At 67.6% G+C, this 15,825-nt stretch carries 13 protein-coding genes; 4 read left to right on the top strand and 9 right to left on the bottom strand.

The features are described 5' to 3' along the window. Positions 1 to 505 (top strand): Flp pilus assembly complex ATPase component TadA (gene tadA / locus HY726_02945; GenBank protein MBI4607951.1); only part of this gene is annotated, 505 nt, incomplete at its 5' end. A gap of 48 nt (positions 506 to 553) precedes the next feature. Then, positions 554 to 2,869, top strand: coding sequence for a xanthine dehydrogenase family protein molybdopterin-binding subunit (locus HY726_02940; GenBank protein ID MBI4607950.1), 2,316 nt, complete (start codon positions 554 to 556; stop codon positions 2,867 to 2,869). A gap of 56 nt (positions 2,870 to 2,925) precedes the next feature. On the opposite strand, the gene HY726_02935 is transcribed toward HY726_02940, so the two are convergent. The 5 genes from HY726_02935 to phnD all read right to left on the bottom strand — a co-directional run bounded on the left by HY726_02935 (position 2,926) and on the right by phnD (position 7,335). After that, positions 2,926 to 3,720 carry an HAD-IIA family hydrolase gene (locus tag HY726_02935; protein MBI4607949.1) on the bottom strand — a complete coding sequence of 265 codons (795 nt, stop codon included), beginning with the start codon at positions 3,718 to 3,720 and terminating at the stop codon, positions 2,926 to 2,928. Positions 3,721 to 3,763: 43 nt separating this feature from the next. Then, a complete protein-coding gene (phnE, locus tag HY726_02930) occupies positions 3,764 to 4,546 on the bottom strand; it encodes a phosphonate ABC transporter, permease protein PhnE (protein MBI4607948.1) in 783 nt (260 codons plus the stop codon). A gap of 169 nt (positions 4,547 to 4,715) precedes the next feature. Further along, positions 4,716 to 5,456 carry a phosphonate ABC transporter, permease protein PhnE gene (gene phnE / locus HY726_02925; protein ID MBI4607947.1) on the bottom strand — a complete coding sequence of 247 codons (741 nt, stop codon included), beginning with the start codon at positions 5,454 to 5,456 and terminating at the stop codon, positions 4,716 to 4,718. Between the two features lie 76 nt (positions 5,457 to 5,532). Beyond that, positions 5,533 to 6,300 (bottom strand): phosphonate ABC transporter ATP-binding protein, encoded by a 768-nt coding sequence (gene phnC / locus HY726_02920; protein ID MBI4607946.1) that lies wholly within the window; start codon positions 6,298 to 6,300, stop codon positions 5,533 to 5,535. A gap of 12 nt (positions 6,301 to 6,312) precedes the next feature. Next, the gene (gene phnD / locus HY726_02915) at positions 6,313 to 7,335 is read right to left on the bottom strand and encodes a phosphate/phosphite/phosphonate ABC transporter substrate-binding protein (protein MBI4607945.1); all 1,023 of its coding nucleotides are present in this window, start codon (positions 7,333 to 7,335) and stop codon (positions 6,313 to 6,315) included. A 301-nt stretch (positions 7,336 to 7,636) separates the two neighbouring features. Between phnD and HY726_02910 the strand changes: the two genes are divergently transcribed. After that, positions 7,637 to 8,554, top strand: a complete 918-nt coding sequence (locus tag HY726_02910) for a hypothetical protein (protein MBI4607944.1) — start codon at positions 7,637 to 7,639, stop codon at positions 8,552 to 8,554. 140 nt (positions 8,555 to 8,694) lie between these two features. Here the strand turns inward: HY726_02910 and HY726_02905 are convergent, their stop codons facing one another. The 4 genes from HY726_02905 to HY726_02890 form a co-directional block, all read right to left on the bottom strand. Then, positions 8,695 to 11,736 carry a GAF domain-containing protein gene (locus HY726_02905; protein MBI4607943.1) on the bottom strand — a complete coding sequence of 1,014 codons (3,042 nt, stop codon included), beginning with the start codon at positions 11,734 to 11,736 and terminating at the stop codon, positions 8,695 to 8,697. A 298-nt stretch (positions 11,737 to 12,034) separates the two neighbouring features. Then, the gene (locus HY726_02900; protein ID MBI4607942.1) at positions 12,035 to 13,114 is read right to left on the bottom strand and encodes a putative sulfate exporter family transporter; all 1,080 of its coding nucleotides are present in this window, start codon (positions 13,112 to 13,114) and stop codon (positions 12,035 to 12,037) included. Positions 13,115 to 13,190: 76 nt separating this feature from the next. Next, entirely contained in the window at positions 13,191 to 14,108 is a 918-nt protein-coding gene (locus HY726_02895; GenBank protein ID MBI4607941.1) for a hypothetical protein, read from the bottom strand. Further along, positions 14,105 to 14,620 carry a response regulator gene (locus tag HY726_02890; protein ID MBI4607940.1) on the bottom strand — a complete coding sequence of 172 codons (516 nt, stop codon included), beginning with the start codon at positions 14,618 to 14,620 and terminating at the stop codon, positions 14,105 to 14,107. Before HY726_02890 ends, HY726_02895 begins: the two co-directional genes overlap by 4 nt. A 671-nt stretch (positions 14,621 to 15,291) precedes the next feature. On the opposite strand from HY726_02890, the gene HY726_02885 reads away from it, so the two are divergent. Further along, a complete protein-coding gene (locus HY726_02885; GenBank protein ID MBI4607939.1) occupies positions 15,292 to 15,666 on the top strand; it encodes a hypothetical protein in 375 nt (124 codons plus the stop codon). The last annotated feature ends 159 nt before the right edge of the window (positions 15,667 to 15,825 follow it).

Here is a 15,825-nt window from a genome sequence, read left to right as displayed (position 1 = left end):
CTCCCTCACCGGCCACCTCGTCTTCTCCACCCTCCACACCAACAGCGCCCCCGAAACCGTCATCCGCCTCCTCGACATGGGCATGGACCCCTTCAACTTCGCCGACGCCCTGCTCGGGGTCCTCGCCCAGCGCCTCGTCAAACGCGTCTGCGCCGACTGCAAAGAACCCTACCACCCCCCCAAGAAGGAGTACGAGGAGCTGGCCCGCGCCTACGGCGCGGAGGAGTTCGAGCGCCTCGCCAAGTACGACGACGCCTTCGTCCTCTACCGCGGCAAGGGCTGCCCCAACTGCAACAAGACCGGCTACCGCGGCCGCGCGGGCATCCACGAGCTCCTGGTCGCCACCGAGGAGGTCAAGCGGATGATCCAGACCAAGGCCAGAGTGACCGAGCTCCTCGCCGCGGCCAAAGAGGGCGGCATGACGACCCTCGTCCAGGACGGCATCATCAAATCCCTGGACGGGATCACCGACTTCAGACAGGTCAAGGCAGTCGCGATCAAGTAGGAGCTTCGTCCCGCCGTCGAGTCCCGCCCGGGGAGCAGGACCTCCGCGATGGACGCCCAGGCCGTCGGCTCGCCACTGAAGCGCCGCGAAGACCCCGGGCTCCTCACCGGGCAGGACCGCTACGTCGCCGACCTTCGCCTCCCGAGCGTCCTGCATCTGGCCTTCGCGCGGAGCCCCCACGCCCACGCCGAGATACGGAAGGTCGATACCGAGGCGGCACGCCGCACGCCGGGCGTCGTGGCGGTCCTGACCGCTGCGGATCTGAATCCCCACCTGGGCACGATCGCTATGATCATCCCCGTCGAGGCCTTCGACGAGGTGACCGCGCGGGAGCGTCAGGTGCTCGCCGAGGGCCGCGTGCGGTTCGTCGGCGAGCCCGTCGCGGCGGTCGTGGCCGACGACCCCTACCGGGCCGCCGATGCCCTGGAAGCTCTGAGCATCGAGTACCGACCGTTGCGCGCAGTGACGGATGCGGAGACCGCCCTCGACCCGGGGGCACCGCTCGTCTACGAGGAGCTCGGTACCAACCTCGCGATGCGTTGGTCCCGAACCGTCGGGGACGTCGACGCGGCGTTCGCCGGCGCGCCCGTGCTAGTCGAGGCCCGCATGACGAACCAGCGCGTGACGGCGGTGGCAATGGAACCGCGCGCCGTCGCCGCCGACTACGACGCGGCGACCGGCCAGCTCACGCTCTGGGCGAGCACCCAGAACCCGCACCTGCTGCGCGATTGGGTCGCCGAGCATCTGGGGATCGACGCCGAAAAGCTCCGGGTCATCGCCCCACAGGTGGGCGGAGGCTTCGGCTCGAAGATCGCGCTCTACCCCGAGGACCTGATCGTCGCCTTCCTGGCGCGGAAGCTCGGGCGCCCGGTGCGCTGGTCGGCGACGCGCCGCGAGGACCTCCAGGGGACCTCCCACGGGCGCGACATGGTGGCGCGGATGCGGCTTGCCGCCGACACGCGCGGCCGCATCCTGGCGCTCGATGCCCGCATCGTCGGAAACCTGGGGTGGTGCCTCTTCAGCGACGGCCCGTTCCTCCCGGTCCTGGCCGGACAGATGGCGACGGGCTGCTACGACATCCCGGCCGCCCGCGTCGAGGTGCTGGGCGTGTTCACCCACACGATGGGGACGGCCGCGTACCGGGGCGCCGGCCGTCCGGAGGCTGCCTACTTCATCGAGCGCACGATCACGCTCCTCGCCGACCGGCTCGGTCTGGATCCGACCGAGGTGCGCCGGCGGAACTTCGTCCGGCCCGAGGCCTTCCCTTATGAGACCGCGACGGGGGCGAGCTACGACAGCGGCAACTACGCCGGGGCCCTCGAGACGGCTCTGGAGCGGGCGGGCTACGCCGCCCTCAGGGCCGAGCAGGCGCGGGCGCGGCAGGAAGGGCGCCTCCTGGGAATCGGGCTCTCCAGCTACGTCGAGATGTGCGGCTTCGTCGACGAGGAGGTGAGCGACGTGGTCATCGGGCCCGACGCGCGCGTGACGGTGCTCACGGGCTCGTCACCGCACGGGCAGGGGCACGAGACGAGCTTCGCCCAGCTGGTCGCGGACGAGCTGCAGGTCCCGACTGAGCAGATCAGCGTGATCCACGGCGATACCAAGCTCATTCGCGCGGGCAGCGGGACTTACGGCAGCCGCAGCATCGCGCGCGGGGGCATGGCGGCCCTCGCCAACGCCCGCAGCGTGCGCGAGAAGGCGCGGCGCATCGCCGCCCACCTGCTGGAGGCCGCTGCCGACGACGTCGGGCTGGAGCACGGAGTGTTCCAGGTTCGGGGCGTCCCGGACCGACAAGTGAGCTGGCGTCAGGTCGCCGAGGCCGCCCACGGCGAGAAGCTCCCACCGGGCCTTGAGCCGGGCCTCGAGGCGAAGGAAGACTTCGTCGGAAGTGGGCTGCTCTACCCGTTCGGCTCGCATCTGGCCGTGGTCGAGGTCGAGCCCGACACCGGCCGCGTCCGCCTCCTGCGCTATGTCTCGGTCGACGACAGCGGCCTCCTCGTCAACCCCTTGCTCGCCGACGGCCAGGTCCACGGCGGCCTGGCCCAGGGCATCGGGCAGGCGCTCTACGAGGCGGTCGTCTACGACGAGACCGGTCAGCTCCTGAGCGGCTCGCTGATGGACTACGCCGTGCCCAAGGCCGCGGACCTCCCGAGCTTCGAGACCGCGCACACGGCCACGCCCTCCCCGCGGACCGAGCTGGGCGTGAAGGGCATCGGTGAGTCGGCCACCATCGGCTCCACGCCAGCGATCGCCAACGCCGTGCTGGACGCGTTGGCCCCGTTCGGCGTCCGGCATCTGGATCTCCCGCTGACTCCCGAGAAAGTCTGGCGCGCGATCGCCGGACCCGCGCCGCGCACGGCCTGACGCGAAGCCCTCACACGCCGCGCGCGAGCCGGAGATCGGCGGGTCTGGGGCGATCCTCACGGGAGGTCATCATCGAGCCGGTCAAGAAACTCGTGAAAGGATGCGACCCGGAGGTGAGGCTGGATCGTGCTGTCGCCCTCGGCCCCCTGTCGCGCCAGCCAGACCGTCACCATTCCCGCCGCGAGGCCGCCTTGGATATCCGTTTTCAGCCCGTCGCCGACCATGGCCGCCTCCCGGGGGCGGCAGCCGAGGCGCTCCAGCGCAGTCTTGAAGATCGGCGGCTCGGGTTTGCCGACGACCAGCGGGTGGACGCCCGAGGCGACAGCGATGGCCTCGGCCAGCGCTCCGTTCCCCGGGTCAAACTCCCCTTCCTCCAGCGGGAGGCGCGGGTCGAGGTTGACCGTGACGAAGCCCGCGCCCCGCGCGATGGCCTGGGCAGCCGCCTTCAGCTTGACGAAATCGAAGGTCGGGTCGTTGCCGACCGCGACGACCCGTGCCTCCCTCCACCGATCCAGCGGAACCGCGCGATGCCCGGCCGCCTCCACCATCGCCGCCATCTCGTGGCTGCCGAGCGCGAGCACGTCCGTCCGCCCGAAGTGTTCGGCGATGACCGGGCCCAGGAGCTCCAGCGCCGTCAGGACCTCGTGGCGCGCGGCCGGGATGCCGAGACGGTTCAACCGCTCCCCCACCGACTCGGGAAGCTCCCGCGAATTGTTGCTGAGGAACAGGAGCCGCTTTCCCCGCTGACGGAGCGCCTCCACGAACTCCCGAGCCCCGGGCAGGAGGACAGACCCGGCCCAGATACAGCCATCCAGATCGAACGCGAAGCCGCGGAGCTCAGCGAGCTTCACGACAGAGATTCGACTCTGATCGCCCGGTTCACTTGCCGATCCGCTACGTGACCCGTTTCCTCAGGTACGCCGAGAGCGCCTCGGAGACGGTCACGACCCCCAAGATGACCACAAGGATCAGCCCCACGCGGCTCCACTCGAGGCCCAGGATGGCGGTGTTCAGGACGAACCCGATTCCGCCCGCGCCGACGATGCCCAGGACCGTGGACTCGCGGATATTGATGTCCCAGCGGTAGATGCAGACGCCGGCGAAGACCGGGCGAATCTGAGGCACGATCCCGTAGAGGAGGACCTTGAAGCGCCCCGCGCCGGTCGCCGTGACCGCTTCGACCTGCCCGCGGTCGATCTCCTCGATCCCCTCGGCGAAAAGCTTCGAGACGAAGCCGATGGAGCGCACCGCGATGGCCAGCGCCCCGGCCAGGGACCCAGGCCCCACCACGACGATGAAGATCAGGGCCCAGATCAGCGAGTCCACCGACCGGCTCACCGACATGACCACGCGTCCGAAGGCGTAGGTCGCCCAGTTAAAAGTTGTGTTCCGCGCGGCGAGAAACGCAATCGGGAGCGACATGAGCACGGCCAGCGTGGTTCCCAGCGTCGCGATGTTGACGGTCTGAATCAGCGGGTCCACAAGCTCTCCGGCAAAGCCCCAGTCCGGCGGAAACATCCGGCCGAAGAGGTCGCGGACCTGGGCCGGCGAGGTCGCGACAAACTCCCATCGGATCCCCATGCCCCAGAGGGCCCAGAGCATGATCGCCGCGGCCACCAGCCGTCCGGCGACGCGGAGGGCGCTCTGGAATGGCGTGAACCGGCGCCACTCTCTCATTGCCGCTCGGAGGGGGGCACACCCACGCCGACCCCCCGCGCTGGCGCGCGGGTGTGGCGCGGGTACCCGCCCCTTCCGACACCTCCCCCCAGAGATTGGGCGGGCGAAGCCCGCGCTCGAACAGCCCTGGGCTCCTCCGGTGGGCAATCGCTGGTTAACCCTGCCTCCCTCATTGAACCCGCTTCCGCGCCACAGCGCTCACCGCCTCGCCCAGGAGCACGATGGCAATGATCACGAGTAGAATGGCCAGGGAGAAGTCGTAGTCGTAGCGCGCGAAAGAGTTGTAGAGCGTGGTCCCGATCCCGCCGGCGCCGACGATCCCGATGATCGTCGACTGCCGCAGGTGGACGTCCCACTGATAGACCGTGAGACCGATGATGCGGGGTAGGACCTGGGGGAGCACCCCGAAGACCAGCACCGCGGCTCGACTCGCGCCGGTTGCCCGGATCGCCTCCACCTGTCCGCGGTCGATGTTCTCGATCTGCTCGGCCAGGAGCTTCCCGAAGAACCCGATGGAGCCCCACGTCAGCGTGAGCATCCCCGCGAAGGCCCCGAACCCGACGGCCTTCACGAAGATAATGGCCACGATGATCTCGTGAAAGGTGCGCGCCAGGGAGATGATCCCCCGCCCGATCGCGTACACCGGAAGCGGGGCGAAGTTGCGCGCCGCCATCACCGCGATCGGGATTCCGATCAGCACGCCCAGGACCGTCGAAAGCGTCGCCATCTGGAGGCTCTCGACAATGCCTTCAACCAGGAGTTCCCAGCGCCCGAAGTCGGGCGGAAAGGCGCGGCCGAAGACGATCCCGGCCCGGCTGAGGCCCCGCGCGACCCGCGCCGGGTCTACGTGCAGGCTCAGAGCGTTCCAGAGAAGAAACGCCCCCAGCCCCAGCCAGAGGGCCGGCGCCATCCAGCGGGCGGGAAATGCCGACGGGGGACGCCAGTCAATCGCGACGGAAGATCGGCGCACGATAGCCGGACCTCGCTCACGCGCCCAGGGCTTCGGTCAGCTCTTCCCCTGCCCCGCGGTAGATCAGGTCCAGGGCCTCGCGCGTCAGGTCCCCCGGGGTGCCCTCGAACACGATCACGCCCTGATTGAGGCCGAGGACCCGCTGGGCGAACTGCCGGGCCAGCGGCACGTCGTGGATGTTGATCAGGGCCGGGATCTGCTCCTCAGCCGCGAGCCTGGTGATGAGAGTCATAATGGCCTCGGACGTTTTGGGATCCAGGCTCGACGTCGGCTCGTCGACCAGCAGGATCTTCGGCCGCTGCACCAGGGCCCGCGCGATGCCGACCCGCTGGCGCTGGCCGCCCGAAAGCTCGTCGGCCCGCTTGTTCTCGAACCCGGCCAGCCCGACGCGCGCCAGCGTCTCGAAGGCCAGCCCCACGTCCCCGGGGGGGAACTTCCGGCGCCAGGCTTGCCAGAGGCCCACGTAGCCCAGGCGTCCGGACAGGACATTCTCCATCACGGTCAGTCGTTCCACCAGGTTGAACTCCTGGAAGATCATCCCCATCTGACGCCGGGCACGCCGGAGCTCCGCGTCCTTCAGCGTGGTGATCTCCAGGCCGTCGAGCCGCACGGAGCCGGCGTCGGGCTCCACGAGCCGGTTGATGCAGCGGATCAGGGTACTCTTGCCGGCACCCGAGGGGCCGATGACGAAGACGACCTCGGTCGCCTTCACGGTCAGCGAGACACCCCGCAGGGCGCGGTCGCCGGTGGGGTAGGTCTTGACGAGGCCCGCCACCTCCAGCATGAGGGGGGCGGGCTACTCTCCTCGCTTGGCCGGCTTCTGGAGCTTCTTGTACTCGGGCGAGTCCTTCGTGTAGACGATCCCGTTGGCTTCCTGGATCCCGACAACCGCCTCCCAGTTCTTCTTGTACGAGACCGGAACGAACCGGGTATACCTGGGAGGCTTCCACTCCTTGGCGAGGCTGGACCCTTCGATCTTGAAAGTGGCAAACGCCTCCTTGATTTTCTCGGCGAGCTTGAGGTCCAGGTCATGCGCGTAGGACCAGCCGGCCACGGGGAACAGGGGGGAGGTGTACACCACCTTGTAGTCCGTCTTCTTCACTACCCCGCGATTCACCATCCGCTCGAGGACGGTGTCCGCCACCGCCGCGGCGTCGTAGTCGCCGTTCACGACGCCGAGGATACTGTTGTCGTGCTTGCCAGTGAAGCCGATCTGATAGTCCCTTCCCGGGACCACCCCCATCTTCGAGAAGAAGTAGACGGGAGCCTGGTGGCCTGAGTTGGAAGTCTGCGAGACATGGGCCACGCGCTTCCCCTTGAGGTCGGCGACGGAGTTGATCCTGTCATTGCTGGCCTGGGTGATGATGATCAGGTGGTAGCCGGCCCCACCTTGCTCGGTCCCCATCACCGCAAACGGGACCGCGCCGGCCAGGTTCACCGCGAAGGGGACCGACCCGGTGGAGTAGCCGGTGATATGAAGTCGCCCCGAGCGCATCGCCTCGATCTGGGCCGCGTAGTTCTGGGGGCCGAAGTACTGGGTCTTTTTCCCCGTCGCCTTCTCGATGTGGCGGAGCAGGTCGGAGAAGGCTGTGACGTACACCGCCGGGTCCTCGACGGGGACGTAGGCGAAGATCAGGGTGTCCGGGTTGAGCAGTTTCTTGGGATCCTTCGGCGGATCGGCGACCAGGTCGCGATCCTCGTCGCAGTAGAGGACATCGAGCTTGCCCCGGTTGGCGCACTGCTCCGCCGCCTGAGGCACGCCCGTCTGAAGGAGCACGACGAGGGCGAAGAGCCATGGGAGGGTACGGACGGTACGCATCAGCCCTGACCTCCGGGAACGGCGATTTTCTTCCGGGTTGAGCGTAATGATCTCCAGAAGCGATGTCAAGGCGGCGCGCGGCCCGTGGCTGATGATCGTGAGAACCTACAGAAAGTGTAGCAGTCTCCCCAATAATCGATACTGTCGGCTCACTGGATGAAAATTTGCCAGGACCAAGACCCTGTTTTTCCTGGCCTCTGACAAGGTGGCGCTCAGGCATCGGATTTGCTGGACGCTTACGCTCGACAAGGGTGGCTTCGCCAAGCTCGCAACAATCAGTCAGGAGGGGCGAAAAACCCCTATGAGAGTCGGAAAGCTACTGCTCCTGAGCGCGGCACTCCTCGGTACCCTCTGGCTGCCGCTTCGCGTCGCGGCGGGCGAGCTCTACACGCTCGACTTCCGGGCGACGGCCAACGCCCCGGCGGGCGCGCAGGGCACGATAACCCTCAAGGTCGTGAATGGCGAAACGGTCGTCCACTTCCGGGTGAGAGGAGCCCGCCCGCACACGATTTACACGATCTGGATCGTATACAACGTCTTGGTGTGGCCCGTTCCCACCTCGGGGCACGAAGTGCCCTCCTGTTCCGCATCTGAGCCCGACGCGAAGGAGGAGTGCACGGCACTGGCGGTGGCGGCGGGCGGGACGAGCTGGACCGGGCGCCCGGACTTCCCGAGGGAGGGCAACGGTGTCGCCCCGCTCGCTAGGCTGGACGACGCGTTTACGTCTGGCATGGGGCTCGATCCCGGGGCGGTGTTCTTCACAAACGACCGGGGCGACGGGGAGACGCAGGTCAGGCTGGATTACGACCTCATCCGCGCGGCACCGGTGGCCAACAAGGACGTCATCCGCCAGTGTGTGCCGGGCCCGGTCGCCGTCGGCGCGGACGGCAAGGCGACCTGCCCGGCCTCCTCGCAGTCGATCCGAGTCACCACGACCTGGCTGAGGACCTACATTGGGCAGGTGACGGACCCGGCCACGGAGTGCGCAAACTACGATCCGGCGCTCGAGCCCGGGGTGCGCTTCTGGCAGTGCATCGATCCGGCGACCGTGGACCCCAGGACGGGCAACGGCCTGCCGCGAGTGCCGCGGTTCACCTTCAACCACTTCCGGCTGGCCGCCCATCCCGATGCCCTCACCCACGGGTTCATCGGGGGCAACCACGAGGACCACGTGATCGACATGGTCGGCCGCCACGCCGACCTCGCGCCCAAGCCGTAGCGCGCGAGACACCCGTCAGGAATTCTCCGGGTCCGGACTACGAGCGTGTCGGAGTAACGCCCTTCGAGCGCGGGCTTCGCCCGCGCAACCAATTCCTGGGGGAGGCTTCGGAGGGGGCCGTGGAGGCCCCCTCCGATTATCTACGAGCGAGCGGGGGACGGCTTCGCCCTCAGGACCTCGTCGACGACCCGGTAGATCCGCTCGATGCTCAGCGGCTTGGTAATGACAGGCCGGCCCGCCTTCTGCAGGAACTCCTGAGTCTCGGCGCTCATGGTGTCGCCGGTCACGAAGATGACGCGGGCGGCCTGCGCAGGACTCCGCGACAGGATCCAGCGCCAGACGTCCTTGCCGTGGATGTCCGGCAGCCGTAGATCGAGGGTCACGAGATCGTAGGCCTGCCCCTCCAGCTTGGCGATCGCCTCCTGTCCCGTCGCCGCGCTCTCCACGTGATGGCCCAAGCCGCTGAACAGGTCCGTGAGCAGCGACCGCAAGCTCGCCTCGTCGTCCACGACCAGGGTGCGCACGCCAGACCCGGCGGTCACGAGCTCTGGGGAGGAGGACTCGAGCGGCTCCGCGCCCTCCCCGATCGGAAGCTCAACCGTAAACCGGGCCCCTGACCCCGCAACGTTGTGGACCTTCATCCGGCCTCCGTGGGCCTCGACGATCCCGATCGAGAGGCTCAACCCCAACCCGGTTCCCTCTCCCGTCCCCTTCGTCGTGAAGAACGGGTCGAAGACCCGGCCGAGGTGCTCCGGGGGGATGCCGGGCCCGTCATCCTCGACCTCGATGGCGACGCCGGAGCCACGCGGGAACGAGCGCACCGTGAGCGTGCCGCGACCGTGGGCGATCTTCATCGCGTGGGTGGCGTTGGTGAAGAGGTTCAGGAAGACCTGCTGGAGCTGGTGCGAGTCCCCCCAGATCTCGGGCAGGGCTGCCGCGAACTCCTTGACCACGCGAATGTTGTTGAGGTCGAAGTCGGGGGCCTGAAGCGTGAGGGTGGCGTTGATCACCTCGTTGAGGTTCACGCGCCGCCGCTCGGCGGGCCTGCGCCGGGCGAAGGCGAGGAGGTCCCTGATGATCCGGGAGGCGCGCTCGCACTCCTCCTCGATCACTTCCACCCGCCTTCGGATCGGGTCGGGCAGCACCTGGCGCTGCTTCAGGAGCTGAACGGAGAGCAGGATCGTCGAAAGCGGGCTGTTCAGCTCGTGGGCCATCCCCGAGAGGAGCGTCCCCAGAGCCGTGAGCTTATCGGCCTGGATTAGCTGCGCCTGCGTCTCCTGGAGGCGCCGGAGATTGGCCTGGAGCTCGGCGTACAGGCGGACCTTCTCCAGCGCCAGCGCGGTCTGCTGGGCCAGGCTCAGGAGCACCCGACTCTCCTCGTCGCTGAAGTCGTGCGGCCCCCGGTAGTAGGCGCCCATGACGCCGATCGGCTGGTCTCGGACCCCGAGCGGAACCGCGAGGCCGGCGCGCACGCCGTGCGCGGAAAGATAGGGCGGGATGGCGAAGCGGCGTTCCTGGGAGAGGTCCCCGACCTGGACCACCTCCCGGTGGAGGAAGGCGTAGCCGGCGAACGACTCGGCCGAGGGCGACACGGTGATCACGCCGACGGTCCCGGGCTCCCACCCGAGACCGGCCTCCATGCGGAGCAAGTCGGCTTTCGGATCGAAGAGGAAGAGGTTCACGTAGTCCGCCTGGACCAGGTTGCGGGCCAGCCGCACGGCGTCGCTGAGGATCTCCTCCTCCCCGGTCGCCTCGAGGAGCCGCTGGCAGAAGTCACGGAGCGCCGCGTCGTTCCGGGCCTTGACGGCGAGCTGGTCGAAGGCCCGGGCGTTCTCGATGGCGACGGCCACCTGGGTACCGAAGGCGGAGAGGAGCTGAACGTCGGTGTCGGCGAACTGCCGCTCTTCCCTGAAGTAGACCGAGAGCGTCCCGAAGACCTCGCCGCTCTTGATCTCGAGCGGGATCGTCAGACCGGCCTTGAGGCCCTCCCGGCGCACGCGCTCCCGGATCTCTGCGGGAAGCGGGACACGGTCATCCTCCTGGAGGTTCGCTGTCCACACGGGCCGGCGCCCCGCGACAGCCAGACCGCCCAGCCCCGTATCGATGGGAAGCTCGAGACCGGAGACGAACTCCGGGGTGATCCGCCCCGCGTGTGCCACCGCCCGAAGGATCTGGGCCTTGGGGTCGAGCCGGAAGAGGACGGCGCCATCGGCTCCCGACACCTCGCGAGCCTTGGTCGCAATGGTCTCGACGATCTGGTGGGGATCCAGGCTCGTGACCAGCGCCTGCCCGGCGGTGTGGAGGCCCTCCAGGTCCCGCATCCGCGCCCGGGCCTCCCGGTAGAGCCAGACCTGCTCGCGGAGGAGACCGACGAAGATCACGCCGACGCCGAGCGGCCGGGCAAGCCCCGCCAGATACCAGCTGATCCCGTAGCGGAACGGGTAGACGAGCCAGCCCGCCAGGACCAGCAACCAGATGAACGCGGCGAGGACGAGGAACCCCGCGAACCAGTCGGGTTCCTCCTTCGAGGCCTTCCTCCACCCTCTCCGGAGCCCTCCCCAGAGCGCCCAGATCGCGACCAGGCCGTTGGTCACCCCCGCGGCGGCGATCGCGAACGGGGTGAGGCGCCCGGGTTTCATCACCAGCGACGGCAGGAGCGGGCGGATCTCGATGACGGTGATCACGAGTAGCACAGCGAGGCAGAAGAGGCCGACCCCGCTCCAGAGCCGCGCGCGGTCGGTCAGCGGGAACTGCCGGTCGCCGGAGTGCGCGGCCAGACCGATGCCGACGAAGCCGGCCAGGTAGCTGAGGAAGAAGAAGTACGGAGCCACACCGGGATTGACGCCCGGCGTGCCCGGATAATCCGGTTGGGCCAGGATATGGGCGAGGGCCAGGAGCGCGGCGAGCCACAGGGTCATGCCGAGCGCGACGGAGCGGAAGTCCTGGCGGAGACGATGGCGCTCGGCGCAGAGGTATGCGACGCCGATGGCAACCAGGACGAAGGGGACATCGAAGATCGGAACGGCGTAGGGAATCGGAAACCGGTACGGTCGGAGGAGCGGGGTGAAGATCAGGATGGCCAGGTAGGCCGCGCCGAGGAGGGCGATGGCGAGGAGCAGGACGGGGAAGGTTCTCCCGGGCTCCCTCCGGAAACGGGTCACAGCTGGCTCTTCTTCCGACATCGTCCGACCCTCCTCGCTTCGACCACCGCCGCCATCGCCATTCGTCGCGCCATGACCCCGGGTTGCCCGGGTGCGAGCGCACGCCCGCTCCCTGCCACTCGACGCGCCTACGCCGACGATATCATCAGGAACACCCCGCCTCCTAGTGTCGTCTCGGAGCGCGGGCTTCGCCCGCGCAACCAACTCGGGCCTCGCCTCGTGGCTCTCCTCGCCTGCGGCTCGTCGGCAGCCCCTCGGCTCGAACCGCCATTCCTGGGGGTGGCCTCGGAGGGGGCCGTCGAGGCCCCCTCCGATTGTTCTAGTGTCCGACGCCGAGCCCTCGAACGAGGGCGTAGCTGATCGCCCCCAGGGACACAGCTCCCAGGAAGCCAACGAGGAGCGGCGCGCCGCCGACCTTGCGGAGGGCCGCGAGCCGAGTGTTCAATCCAATGCCCGCCATGGCGATGAGAATCGAAACCCTGGCCGCCCACGCGGCGGCGTCCAGCGTCCGCTCCCAGAGGTCACGCGGCAGGATTTCGAGCTGATCGACCAGCGAGCGCACCCCGACCAGCAGGAGAAAGCCGAAAAGAAACGCGGGGACGGCCTTCCGGTAGTCCCCGCCGCGGAGCCGCGTTCCGGCCGCCGAGGCCTTTTGTCTGGCCCACCAGAGCCCGAGGAGGAGTACCGCCGGAATCATGAAGAGGTTCCGGGTCATCTTGACGACCGTGGCTCCCGGGATGGCGCCGTTTCCGTAGATGGATGCCGCGCCGATCACCTGGGGGGTCGCGGGGACGGCGGTGCCCACCCAGATCCCGAACTCGGCGTCGCCCATGCCGACGGCGGCGCCGACGAGGGGGAGCGTGAGCAGGGCCAGGACGCCCAGCACCGAGATCGTCCCGATCGCGTAGGACACCTCTTCGTCCCGGGCCTCGATCGCCGGCGCCGCCATCGCGATGGCGGTCGAGCCGCAGATCGTCGTGCCGACCGCGATCAGGATGCCGAGGCCCCGGGCCACACCCAGCCGCTTCGCGATCACGTGGATCAGAACGGGCGCGGTCAGCAGGCAAACGCCGACGACCGCGAGCGCCTGCGCGCCGAGGCGGATCGCCTGGTGGAAGGCCAGGCCGAGCCCCAGCAGGACGACCCCGGCCTTGAGCGCGGCTTCGTAGCTCTTGATCCCCGTGTCACAGGCCGCGGGCACCCACCCGGTGTTCCGCAGAAGAAGGCCCAGGATGATGGCAAGGGTGACCGGCTCCACCGGGCTCCTCCCGCCGACTGCGATCGAGGATGCCAGGAGGTCTGCCAGGACGGAGCACCCGGCCGCCACGGCGATCATCAGCACCCAGCCCGGAAGCGGGCCCGGGACTGCTCCTGCGATTGTCGCAACCTGAGCGCGCACCGCCATCTCGCGTCCGTCCCTAATCGAAAAAGCCCTGGACCGGACCAGGGCTTGTTCGTCGAATCGACCGGAGCCGCTACTGCTTCAGCGCGAGGTCGGCGTAGCGACCGACCATATCGATGATGTGGTCGACGGGGTCGCCGCCGATGAACCCGTGGGTGAGGGCATCCGGATGAGCGGCCAGACGGAAGTGGTTGAAGACGAACCGGGGTACTCTCGGCAGGCCGTTCCCCGTCTTCGGATCCACCGTGGCGGGATCGATGCACTGCCAGAAAAAGACCCCTGGGAATCCCTCGATGTAGTTTGCGCACTCCGTAGCCGGATCGTTCACCTGCCCGATGTAGGTCCTCAGCCAGGTCGTGGTGACTCGGATCGACTCCGACGGCGCGGGGCAGGTCGGCTTCCCAGCCGCGTCGACGCCGGGTGGGCCCGGCACACACTGGCGAATGACGTCCTTATTGGCCACCGGCGCCTCCCTGACGAGATCGTAGTCCAGCTTCACCTGCACCTCCCCGTCACCTCGATCGTTAGTAAAGAACACAGCCCCGGGATCGAGCCCCATTCCACTCGTAAACGCGTCGTCCAGCCTGGCGAGTGGCGCCACCGCGTTCCCTTCCGGCGGGAATCCTGCAGGCGCACCGGAGGCGACCTTGCCCTCGGCATCGGCCGGAATCACTCCGTTGACAGGACCGTCCCTCAGCACATTAAAAACGATCCAGATCGTGTAGATGGTGTGCGGACGGGCCCCTCTCACCCGGAAATGCACGACCGTTTCGCCCTTCACGACCTTGAGGGCCATCGTCCCCCGGGCTTCCGGAAAGTTGGCCGTCGGCAGGAACTCGAGCGTGTAAAGCTCGGCGGGCCCGGCGATGCTCTGAGGGACCGCGGCCAGTAAGCCGAGGAGGACGATGATCGGGAGGACCAGCGTTAGAGGTCTCATGGCTGCCTTCTCCTCTCCGTTCCGCGGGAGCACCGCGACTCCGGGGTCGGTCATCGCAGGGCTCCCACCAGGCGGGCCACCTCAGCCTGAAGGTCTGCGAGCTGAAGGGGCTTTTGAAGAAAGCCGTCGGCGCCCGCCTCGAGGATCTGCTCTCGGACGTTCCCTTCCGGGTACGCCGTGATCGCCAGGATCTTGGTGAAGTTCGTGGCCGGGTCGGCCTTCACCTTCCGACAGACCTGAAAGCCGTCCAGGCCCGGCATGCGGAGGTCAAGGACGAGGACGTGGGGCCTGAAGGTTCCCACCTTGATCAGGCCTTCGTAGCCATCCTGGGCGGCCTCGACCTTGTAGCCCGAGTCCAGGCTCAGGGCCTCCACCAGCACACTCAGGAGGTTTGGATCGTCATCCACGATAAGAATGCGCGGAGGCCCTTCGGCGATCTCGGGGATCTTCTGGACGGTCTGAAAGCGCTTCAGTTCCTCGTCCGTGACCCGGTAGTGTCCGCCCACAGTCCTGAAGGCCAGCAGGTGTCCGTCACGAATCCAGCGCTTGACTGTCGGGATCGTCACCTGACACGCCGAAGCAATGTCACCCGTTGTGAGGAATCGCATGGCCAGATGGCTTACAGAAAATTCATAGTTTTTAGAACGTGTACTATTTCCACTTTTTTTACTTCAGTGCTAAAGGCTTGTCAAGCCCAAAATTCGGCTCGGCGCGATTTTTTATAAGTAGCTTGAAAAAAAGAGGAAACTAGCCAACTTCCGCAGTTCGGTAGCGGACAGGGCGACTTTCGCGGCTGGCCGAATTCGTTTCGTTTCCATTTCGCCTATAAGGGTGAGCTTGGGAAAGAAACGAATTTCAGGCCGGTGGCCGGGCCGCCGACCCCCTGGCGTCAGAGCCCCTGCCGGTTCCCTGGGGCTTGGAGCCCTTCCTCCTGGAAGGCGGACTCGCCCTGCTCGTCGCCTCGATGAAGGAGACCACAACCCGGAAAGCGCTCGAAGCCCTCGGCTCACGGGTAGTGCGGGAAGGCGGGAGAGGAGGGGCAACCCCCACGGGCTGTTTCAGATTCGATTCCTTCCCAACCCGTCCCTATAGGGGGAAGAAACGAATTTGACCACCCCGGTCGAAGCAGTCGCGTGGCGGGACGCCGAGGAGGAGTGGGCGGGGCCCATCGCCTGGAACCTTTTCGGCGCCGCCGCCTGTTACTGAGAAAGAGACACGCCAAAAACGGAGGGGCGTAATGAATAGGAACGCTATCGCGACCCTCGCAACCGTAATCGCCCTGGCGACAAGCGCAGCCTGGGCTCAGAACTTCGGGAGCCCGCAAGAGCGGTACCTGAAGGTCGAGTGGGAAGTGGGGCGGACCCGGACCGGCAGCCCCGTCGTCGCCGGTTACATCCACAACGACCGCGGCATCTGGGCCGCGAACGTCCGTCTCCTGGTCGAGGAGCTGGACAGCGCCGGCCGACCGGTCACCAAGACCCTGGGGTACGCGAGCTCGGACGTTCCGCCCAACGGGCGGGCGTACTTCGAGGTACCCGTGCAACGCGGAGGAGCAACCTACCGCGTGACGGTGGACTCTTTCGACTGGCTCCTGGGAGGCCCCAGCGGGTAAAGGAACGCCGCGCGCCGCAGCAGCCATTTCGGAAGATAAGCCAGTAGCCACGCGGTAAAGCCTCGCCGGGGTTGCCCGTCGGTCCTGCCAGCGTTTCTCGCGCAGGGCACGCTATTTTCGCACTCGCAGAAAAGTCTTGACTTCAGCCGTATCTGTGTG

The sequence above is a fragment of the Candidatus Rokuibacteriota bacterium genome (assembly GCA_016209385.1).
Lineage (GTDB): Bacteria > Methylomirabilota > Methylomirabilia > Rokubacteriales > CSP1-6 > JACQWB01.
Note: the sequence above shows the minus strand (reverse complement) of the source record. Positions and strands in the feature narration are given on the sequence as shown.

What these genes read in the sequence shown, in the direction of transcription:
- HY726_02885 (MBI4607939.1), top strand. Translation starts at nt 15,292, where the DNA reads ATGAATAGGAACGCTATCGCGACCCTCGCAACCGTAATCGCCCTGGCG.
- phnE (MBI4607947.1), bottom strand. Translation starts at nt 5,456, where the DNA reads ATGGCGCCGGCCCTCTGGCTGGGGCTGGGGGCGTTTCTTCTCTGGAAC.
- HY726_02905 (MBI4607943.1), bottom strand. Translation starts at nt 11,736, where the DNA reads ATGTCGGAAGAAGAGCCAGCTGTGACCCGTTTCCGGAGGGAGCCCGGG.
- HY726_02910 (MBI4607944.1), top strand. Translation starts at nt 7,637, where the DNA reads ATGAGAGTCGGAAAGCTACTGCTCCTGAGCGCGGCACTCCTCGGTACC.
- HY726_02940 (MBI4607950.1), top strand. Translation starts at nt 554, where the DNA reads ATGGACGCCCAGGCCGTCGGCTCGCCACTGAAGCGCCGCGAAGACCCC.
- phnE (MBI4607948.1), bottom strand. Translation starts at nt 4,546, where the DNA reads ATGAGAGAGTGGCGCCGGTTCACGCCATTCCAGAGCGCCCTCCGCGTC.
- HY726_02895 (MBI4607941.1), bottom strand. Translation starts at nt 14,108, where the DNA reads ATGACCGACCCCGGAGTCGCGGTGCTCCCGCGGAACGGAGAGGAGAAG.
- phnD (MBI4607945.1), bottom strand. Translation starts at nt 7,335, where the DNA reads ATGCGTACCGTCCGTACCCTCCCATGGCTCTTCGCCCTCGTCGTGCTC.
- phnC (MBI4607946.1), bottom strand. Translation starts at nt 6,300, where the DNA reads ATGCTGGAGGTGGCGGGCCTCGTCAAGACCTACCCCACCGGCGACCGC.